The sequence below is a fragment of the Micromonospora sp. 4G55 genome (assembly GCF_016803375.1).
Map to the genome: position 1 here is coordinate 1 of NZ_JAEVHN010000299.1, position 7,302 is coordinate 7,302.

8 protein-coding genes and 2 pseudogenes are annotated in these 7,302 nt (G+C 73.7%); 7 read left to right on the top strand and 3 right to left on the bottom strand.

From position 1 onward, the window contains the following. Window positions 1–158 precede the first annotated feature (158 nt). Window positions 159–710, bottom strand: a complete 552-nt coding sequence (locus JNW89_RS21970) for an NUDIX hydrolase (RefSeq protein ID WP_238450335.1) — start codon at window positions 708–710, stop codon at window positions 159–161. A 77-nt stretch (window positions 711–787) separates the two neighbouring features. Then, a pseudogene (locus JNW89_RS21975) lies at window positions 788–1,388 on the bottom strand (DUF4291 domain-containing protein). Window positions 1,389–1,483: 95 nt separating this feature from the next. On the opposite strand from JNW89_RS21975, the gene JNW89_RS21980 reads away from it, so the two are divergent. From JNW89_RS21980 to JNW89_RS21990, 3 genes are all read left to right on the top strand, one after another. Further along, window positions 1,484–1,978, top strand: coding sequence for a type II toxin-antitoxin system PemK/MazF family toxin (locus JNW89_RS21980; protein ID WP_238450336.1), 495 nt, complete (start codon window positions 1,484–1,486; stop codon window positions 1,976–1,978). Between the two features lie 104 nt (window positions 1,979–2,082). Continuing rightward, complete coding sequence (locus JNW89_RS21985) at window positions 2,083–2,430, top strand: helix-turn-helix transcriptional regulator (RefSeq protein ID WP_172894347.1); 348 nt, start codon at window positions 2,083–2,085, stop codon at window positions 2,428–2,430. Beyond that, window positions 2,414–2,887: an SRPBCC family protein gene (locus JNW89_RS21990; protein ID WP_238450337.1), complete on the top strand. Its 474-nt coding sequence runs from the start codon at window positions 2,414–2,416 to the stop codon at window positions 2,885–2,887. The genes JNW89_RS21985 and JNW89_RS21990 overlap by 17 nt, the downstream gene beginning before the upstream one ends. A 28-nt stretch (window positions 2,888–2,915) precedes the next feature. Here JNW89_RS21990 and JNW89_RS21995 read toward each other — a convergent pair whose 3' ends face one another. Continuing rightward, window positions 2,916–3,566, bottom strand: coding sequence for a GGDEF domain-containing protein (locus JNW89_RS21995; RefSeq protein ID WP_238450338.1), 651 nt, complete (start codon window positions 3,564–3,566; stop codon window positions 2,916–2,918). Between the two features lie 270 nt (window positions 3,567–3,836). On the opposite strand from JNW89_RS21995, the pseudogene JNW89_RS22000 reads away from it, so the two are divergent. The 4 genes and pseudogenes from JNW89_RS22000 to JNW89_RS22020 all read left to right on the top strand — a co-directional run bounded on the left by JNW89_RS22000 (window position 3,837) and on the right by JNW89_RS22020 (window position 7,226). Beyond that, a pseudogene (locus JNW89_RS22000) lies at window positions 3,837–4,078 on the top strand (DUF397 domain-containing protein). A gap of 127 nt (window positions 4,079–4,205) precedes the next feature. Continuing rightward, window positions 4,206–5,093, top strand: coding sequence for a helix-turn-helix transcriptional regulator (locus JNW89_RS22005; protein ID WP_238450340.1), 888 nt, complete (start codon window positions 4,206–4,208; stop codon window positions 5,091–5,093). A gap of 97 nt (window positions 5,094–5,190) precedes the next feature. Next, a complete protein-coding gene (locus JNW89_RS22010; RefSeq protein ID WP_238450339.1) occupies window positions 5,191–6,051 on the top strand; it encodes an SAM-dependent methyltransferase in 861 nt (286 codons plus the stop codon). A 608-nt stretch (window positions 6,052–6,659) separates the two neighbouring features. After that, window positions 6,660–7,226, top strand: coding sequence for a substrate-binding domain-containing protein (locus JNW89_RS22020; protein ID WP_238450341.1), 567 nt, complete (start codon window positions 6,660–6,662; stop codon window positions 7,224–7,226). The last annotated feature ends 76 nt before the right edge of the window (window positions 7,227–7,302 follow it).

The window sequence follows — 7,302 nt, forward strand, 5'->3', positions numbered from 1 at the left end:
CCAGCTCGTCCCGGTCGGCACCGGTCGCGGCCGGCGCGGCCAGCGCCAGCAGCAGCCAGGCGCCGAGCGGTGAGGCGACGTGGTGCCGGTCGCCGGCGCCGGCGTGCAGCCGGGCGGCGTAGCGGGCCAGCGGGGTGTGCAGGGTCGTCGTCATCCCCCTACTGTGCCCATCCCGGGCCCGGTCGGCACCCCCGCTCAGGACCACAGCTCGAACGCTCGTCGATCTCCTCGCCGGCGAGGAACCGGGGGAGCAGCGCGGGCAGCCGCCCCGGGTAGAAGCGTTCCGTGCTGCCGACCACCTCGTCGACCGTCCACCAGCGGAACCCGAAGTAGTCCTCCACCTCGTAGTCCAGCCGCTCGGCGCCGTCGACGTCCGGCCCGGCGGCGTCGAGCCGTACCGTCATCACCACCTCGTCCTGCAGGTGCCGGCGCTGCCGGTGGATGAAGCTGGCCCGCCGCCGCCAGGCCGGCGGGCCGAGCCGGGCGGGGGTGACCACGAAGCCGGTCTCCTCCCGCAGCTCCCGCACCGCGGTTTCGGCGTACGTCTCGCCGGGATCCATCCCGCCGCCCGGCAGCTCCCACCAGGTGCCGAGGCGGGGATGGTCCGGGTCGCGGGTGTGGAAGAGCAGGACCCGGTCCTGCGCGTCGCGCACCACCAGCCGGACGGCGGTGCGTTCGACGACCGGCAGGTCTCCCGGCAGTTCGATCATGTCTCTCCTTCGGGCCGGTCGACCGGCGGCGGGACGGCGGTCGTCGAGACCATCCTCGCCCAGACGCCGGCGGGTGTTCAGGTCGGCGTCGCGCCGATGGTGGCCGCCGGTCCGGCCGGCAGGGGATAGGGGCGCTCGTCGGGCAGCAGCGCCGCCGCGGCCCGGTCGTCGCCGGCGTCGAGCAGCGCCCGGATCTCCCGTGCCGTCGCGGTGACGTCGGTCAGCCCGACCACCCACTCGTCGACGTACCGGTCGGCCGCGCGGCGGGCGAGCCCGAGCTGGAGCGACCGGTGCGACAGCGGGGCCAGCCGCAGCGACCGCTCCGGATCCCACTGCACCCGCACGTCGCTGCTCTTCAGCTCGCGGGCCCAGGCGGCCCGGTCGGCGTGCCGGGCCGGGTCAGGGGAGCTGGGACAGGCCCGGTCGAGCGCCCACTCGAAGCCGGCGCGGGTCAGCTCGACGCCAGCACCCGTTCCTGGCCGGCTTGGTGGCCCAGCCGCAGCGGTACATCATCCACCGGAACGAGGGCTTGATCCAGGTCATCCGGCCGCGCCGGAACGGCGGGCAGAACCGGCCGGCGGCCAGCGCCGCCGCCGCGATCTCCGGCGGGTACGCCTGGTAGACGGTCAGCGTCGTGTCGGTGAAGCGGGCCCGGATCTGCCGCTGGGGAACCTGCACGCTCCGATCCTCGCCACCCGGCCCGCCACCGGTCGAGCGGATTACCCCGCCGGCGGGTCGGGCGCCCGGGCGGCGGGGGCGTTAGGCTGCCGCCCGTGGCAGGTCTGTTGAGGAACGTCGTCGCCCGGCTCGGTCGGGTGACCGGAGGTGCGGCCGCGCCGGCCGGTACCGCCGGCCGGATTCCGGCCCAGGTGGCCCGTCGCCGCCAGGTCGGCGCGTTGCAGCGCCGGGAGCTGACGTACGCCCCGGAGTTGGACGGCCAGGCCGACCCCGGTGAGATCGTCTGGACCTGGGTGCCGTACGAGGACGACCCCCGGCAGGGCAAGGACCGCCCGGTGCTGGTGGTCGGCCGGCACAGCCGCACGCTGTTCGGGCTGATGCTCTCCAGCCAGAGCGAGCGCGACGGTCAGCGGCACTGGCTGGCGCTCGGCCCGGGGGAGTGGGACCGTGACCAGCGCCCGAGCTGGGTCCGCCTCGACCGGGTGCTGACCATGCGCGAGGACAGCATCCGGCGCGAGGGTGCGGTGCTGGACCGGGGTCGCTTCGACCGGATCGGCCAGGCCCTGCGCGCCGGCTACGGCTGGCGCTGAACCGGGACGGCCCGGCCGACTCGAATTTGCGCGTTCGTCCTTGACAGGGCACCTCCGACGAGTACATTCAACTTATCGGTTTATAACCCAGGTGGTTGATTACAGTGACCTCACCAGATCAGGTCGGCGCCGTCTTCGCCGCCCTCGCGGATCCGACCCGCCGGGCCATCCTGGCCCGCCTGGCCGCCGGCGAGGCGACGGTCAACGAGGTGGCCGCGCCGTTCCCGATCTCGATGCAGGCGATCTCCAAGCACCTGAACGTGCTGGAGGCGGCGGGGCTGATCGTGCGTACCCGCGAGGCGCAGTGGCGGCGGTGCCGGATCGAGCCGGCGGCGTTGCGGGTCCTCGCCGAGTGGGTCGACCAGTACCGCCGGCTCTGGGACGACCGGTACGACACGTTGGACGGTTACCTGCGAGAGCTGAAGGAGAACGACCATGAACCCGACCGGTGACCTGACCGTCGCGCTGCCCACCGACCGCGAGGTGGTGCTCACCCGGGTCCTCGACGCGCCCCGCGACATGGTCTGGGCGGCGCACACCGACCCCGCGCACCTGGCGCGGTGGTGGGGTCGGGGCAACCCGCTCGACGTCGAGATCGACTTCCGGGTGGGCGGCCGGTACCGGTTCGTCGAGCACGCCCCGGACGGCAACTCCTACGCCTTCCGCGGCGAGTTCCGCGAGATCGCGGCGCCCGAGCGGATCGTGCAGACGTTCGAGTTCGAGGGCGCGCCCGGTCACGTGGCCGTGGAGACGATCGTCTTCACCGAGCAGGACGGCCGCACGGTCGTCACCGGCACCACCCGCTTCGACACCGCCGCCGAGCGGGACGCGATGGTGAGCTCGGGCATGGAGAACGGCGCGCGGGAGTCGTACCGGGCGCTGGAGGAGTACCTCGCCACCCTGGTCTAAGTGGTCCCGATGACGCCCGGCCGGGTGCTCAGTACTCGGCCAGGCGCGGGGCGTCCAGGAGCTGCCGGGGGGACCGGCGGGCCGTGACGCCCTTCGCCCGGTACATCGCGGCGTCGGCGGCGCAGAGTGCCTCGGCGAGCTGGGTCGGGCCGCTGACCGGCGCCAGGCCGACCGACGCGGTGACCCGTACGGCGCGCCCGCCCACCGGGATCGGCGCGGCCATCGCCTCGCAGAGCCGGCGGGTGGCGTGGTCGATCCAGCGCCGGTCGACCGACGGGCTGCTCAGCAGGCCGGCGAACTCGTCACCGCCGAGCCGGGCGACCAGGTTGTCCCCGGCGAAGGCGGTGAGTCGCTGCGCGACGCTGACCAGCACCTGGTCCCCGGCGGCGTGCCCGTAGCGGTCGTTGACCTGCTTGAAGTCGTTGAGGTCGAGCACCACGGCGATCAGCGGCCGCCCACCGGCGTCGGTGAGCAGCGCGGCGGCGATCCGGTAGAAGGCGCGCCGGTTGGGCAGCCCGGTCAGCGGGTCGTGGCTGGCGGCGTGCCGCTCGGCGGCCAGCTCGGCCTGCAGGTACTCGATCTCCGCCTCCGCCCGCAGCGCCCGGCGGCGCAGCTGCCACACCGAGACCAGCGCACCCGCCGCGGAGATGCCGGACGCGACGCTCAGCGGATCCGGCACGAGACCTCCCTCGCGGCGTCGGCGGACGGCCCGGGGCGCCGGCCGGCGTGCGGTGCCCAGCCGTCGTTCTCCCAGGAGGCTGCCCGGGTGGGGGTAACTGTCAGTGAACGGTCGGGTACCGCGCACGTGGGCTATCATGCTCGCTGTCCAATGCAGATGCAATAGCAGATGCACGTGCAGCACGGCATGATCCGGCGTCGCCGTCCTCCCCGCCGCGACATCCTCCACTTGCGACACCGGACGGCTCATCACCGCACAGAAAGACCCCTCATGCAGCAGCCCGAGAACGGCGTACCCGTCACTCAGCTCCCCGAGCTGAGGTGGCAGAAGAGTCGGCGGAGCAACCCCAGCGGCAACTGCGTCGAGCTGGCCGAACTCCCCGGCAGGACGGGCATCGCGGTCCGTAACTCCCGTCATCCCGAGGGTCCCGCGCTGATCTACACAGTGGACGAGATCGCGGCGTTCGTCCTCGCGCCCGCGACGGGGACTTCGACAACCTGATCGATCGATAGTCGGTCCCGCGGCGGGACCATCTCGGCCGCGCGGAGGAGTTCTGATCACCCACCGTCCATGGCATGCTTACACGTCGGTCGGGGGTGGGGCGCCCGGCCGGCGCACGGCGAGCAGGTGGAGGGCGACGTGGCGATGGCGACCGCGGAGGGGGGTCCGGCGACCGGGCCCACCGTGCTGCGCATGCTGCTCGGCGCCCAGCTTCGCCGCCTGCGCGAGGCCAGTGGCGTCACCCGCGAGGGCGCCGGCTGGGAGATCCGGGCCTCCGAATCCAAGATCAGCCGGATGGAGCTGGGCCGGGTCGGCTTCAAGGAACGCGACGTCGCCGACCTGCTCACCCTTTACGGGGTCAGCGCCGCCGACGAGCGGGAGGCGCTGCTCAAGCTCGCCCGCGACGCCAACAGCCCGGGCTGGTGGCACCGGTACGGCGACGTGCTGCCCAGCTGGTTCCAGGCGTACCTCGGCCTGGAGGCCGCCGCCTCGCTGATCCGCACCTACGAGGTGCAGTTCGTCCCCGGCCTGTTGCAGACCGCCGCGTACGCCCGCGCCGTCGTCCTGCTCGGCCACCGGCAGGCCCCGACCGAGGAGGTCGACCGGCGGGTGGAGCTGCGGCTGCGCCGACAGGAGCTGCTGCGCCGCGCCGCCCCGCCACAGGTGTGGGCGGTGGTCGACGAGGCCGCCCTGCGCCGCCCGATCGGCGGGCCGGCGGTGATGCGCGGCCAACTGGACGCCCTGATCGAGGCCACCCGGTCGCCGCACGTGCGGCTGCAGGTCATCCCGTTCGCCGCGGGCGGGCACGCCGCCGCCGGCGGGGCGTTCACCATCCTGCGGTTCGGCGACGACGATCTGCCCGACATCGTCTACATCGAGCAGCTCACCAGCGCCATCTACCTCGACAAGCGCGACGACCTCGACTACTACGCGGTGGCCATGGAGCGGCTCTGCGTCGAGGCGGCGCCGCCCGAGCGTACGCCGGAGATCCTGGCCCGGCTCCGCGACGAGCTCTACCCGGCGTGACCGTCGCCCGGGCCGACGCGGCCTCCGGGAATGCCTCTACCATTCTCCGTGACCGGCGACAGTGGACGGAGGCTATCGCGCGCGATGGCGCAGAGTCATGGAGGCGACTGTGACCACCGAAGCCCCGGGCACCACCACGGGCTCCGCCCACCCGAGCGACCGGATCGACACCTCGGTGGCGCACCCCGCCCGGCGCTACAACTACTGGCTCGGCGGCAAGGACAACTTCCAGGCCGACCGGGACTCCGGTGACGCCATCTCGGCCCGCTTCCCGACCATCCGCACCAGCGCCCTGGAGAACCGGCGCTTCCTCCAGCGGGCGGTCCGCCACCTCACCCGCGAGGCCGGGATCCGGCAGTTCCTCGACATCGGCACCGGCATCCCGACCGCCGACAACACCCACGAGGTCGCCCAGCGGCTCGCCCCGGAGTCCCGGGTGGTCTACGTCGACAACGACCCGATCGTGCTGGCCCACGCCCGGGCGCTGCTGACCAGCTCGCCCGAGGGCTCCACCGCCTACATCGACGCCGACCTGCGCGACCCGGAGAAGATCCTGCGCCACCCGGACCTGCTGCGCACCATCGACCTGTCCCAGCCGGTGGGGCTGATGCTGGTGGCGATCCTGCACTTCGTTCCGGACACCGACGACCCGTACGCGGTGGTGCGCCGCCTGCTGGCGGCGCTGCCGCCCGGCAGCTACCTCGCCGCGTCGCACGCCACCCACGAATACCTCCCCCCGGACGTCGCCGAGGAGGCCAGGGCGGCGGCCCGGGGCGGCGGCCCGCACGGGCTGATCAACCTGCGCACCCTCGACGAGTTCACCGGCTTCTTCGATGGGCTGGAACTGGTCGAGCCCGGGCTCTGCTCGGTGGCGCAGTGGCGGGCCGAGGCCGAGCCGCAGCCGCGCCCCTCGGTGGCGGAGGTCAGCATGTACGGCGGGGTCGCCCGCAAGCCCTGAGCCCGGTTTGCTGAGGAACGGCGTCGGCTGCGGCCGGCGCCGTTCGTCGTGTGGTGTCCGTTTCCCTTGACCGTTCCGAGCCGGTCCCGCTAGTCTCTGAATCGATCCAGACTGAATCGATCCAGAAGGAGGCCCGGTGCGACCGACACTCCAGGACGTGGCCACGGCGGTCGGTGTGTCACGCAGCACCGTCTCCAACGCGTACTGCCGTCCCGACCAGCTCTCGGCGGCGCTGCGCACCCGGATCCTCGACACCGCCCGGCAGCTCGGCTACCCGGGCCCGAACCCGACGGCCCGCTCGCTGCGGCGGGGCTTCGCCGGCGCGATCGGCGTCCTGTTCACCTCGCAGCTGTCCTACGCCTTCACCGACCCGTTCGCCGTCCGGTTCCTGGCCGGTGTCGCCCAGGCGGCCGAACGGCACGGCACCAGCCTGCTGCTCGTGCCGCTGCCCACCGGCGCGACGCAGGCCAGGGCGGCCGTGGAGAACGCGGCGGTCGACGGGTTCTGCGTCTACTGCGCCGCCGACGAGCACTGGGCCCTGGACGTGATCCGCGGTCGCGGGCTGCCCTTCGTCACCACCGCGCCCCCCCGCCAACCGGTACGTCGGCATCGACGAGCGGGCCGCCGCCCGGTCCGTCGCCGACCACCTCGTCGGCCTGGGGCACCGCCGGGTGGCGCTGCTCGCCGACACCGTGCTCCCCGAGGCGCCACCGGGGCCGCTGCGACTCGCCGGTGCCGACGCCGCACCGCACCCGACCACCCGGGGTCGCCTGGCCGGTTTCGCCGACGCCCTGGCCGCGGTCGGCGTCGACTGGCCCGACATCACGCTGGTCAACGCCACCGGCAACAGCCGCGCCGCCGGGGCCGAGGCGGTGGCCGGCCTCTTCGCCGGCGACGATCCGCCGACGGCCGTGCTGGCCGCCTCCGACGTGCTCGCGCTCGGCGCGCTGGACGCACTCGGGGAGCGGGCCGCCACGGTCTCGGTCACCGGCTTCGACGACGTCGCCGAAGCGGCCGCTGCCGGCCTCACCACCGTCCGGCAACCGGCCGAGGAGAAGGGCCGGATCGCCGCCGAACTGCTGCTCGATCCGCCGGCGGACGACGCCGCCGGGCAGATCCTGCTCCCCACCGAGCTGGTCGTCCGCACCTCCACCCGTCCCGTACCGAGGAGTTGACCATGGAACAGCCCACCGGCTTCACCCTCGCCATCGACGCGGTCACCCGCCACGTCAACTCGCCCGCCCCGGACGC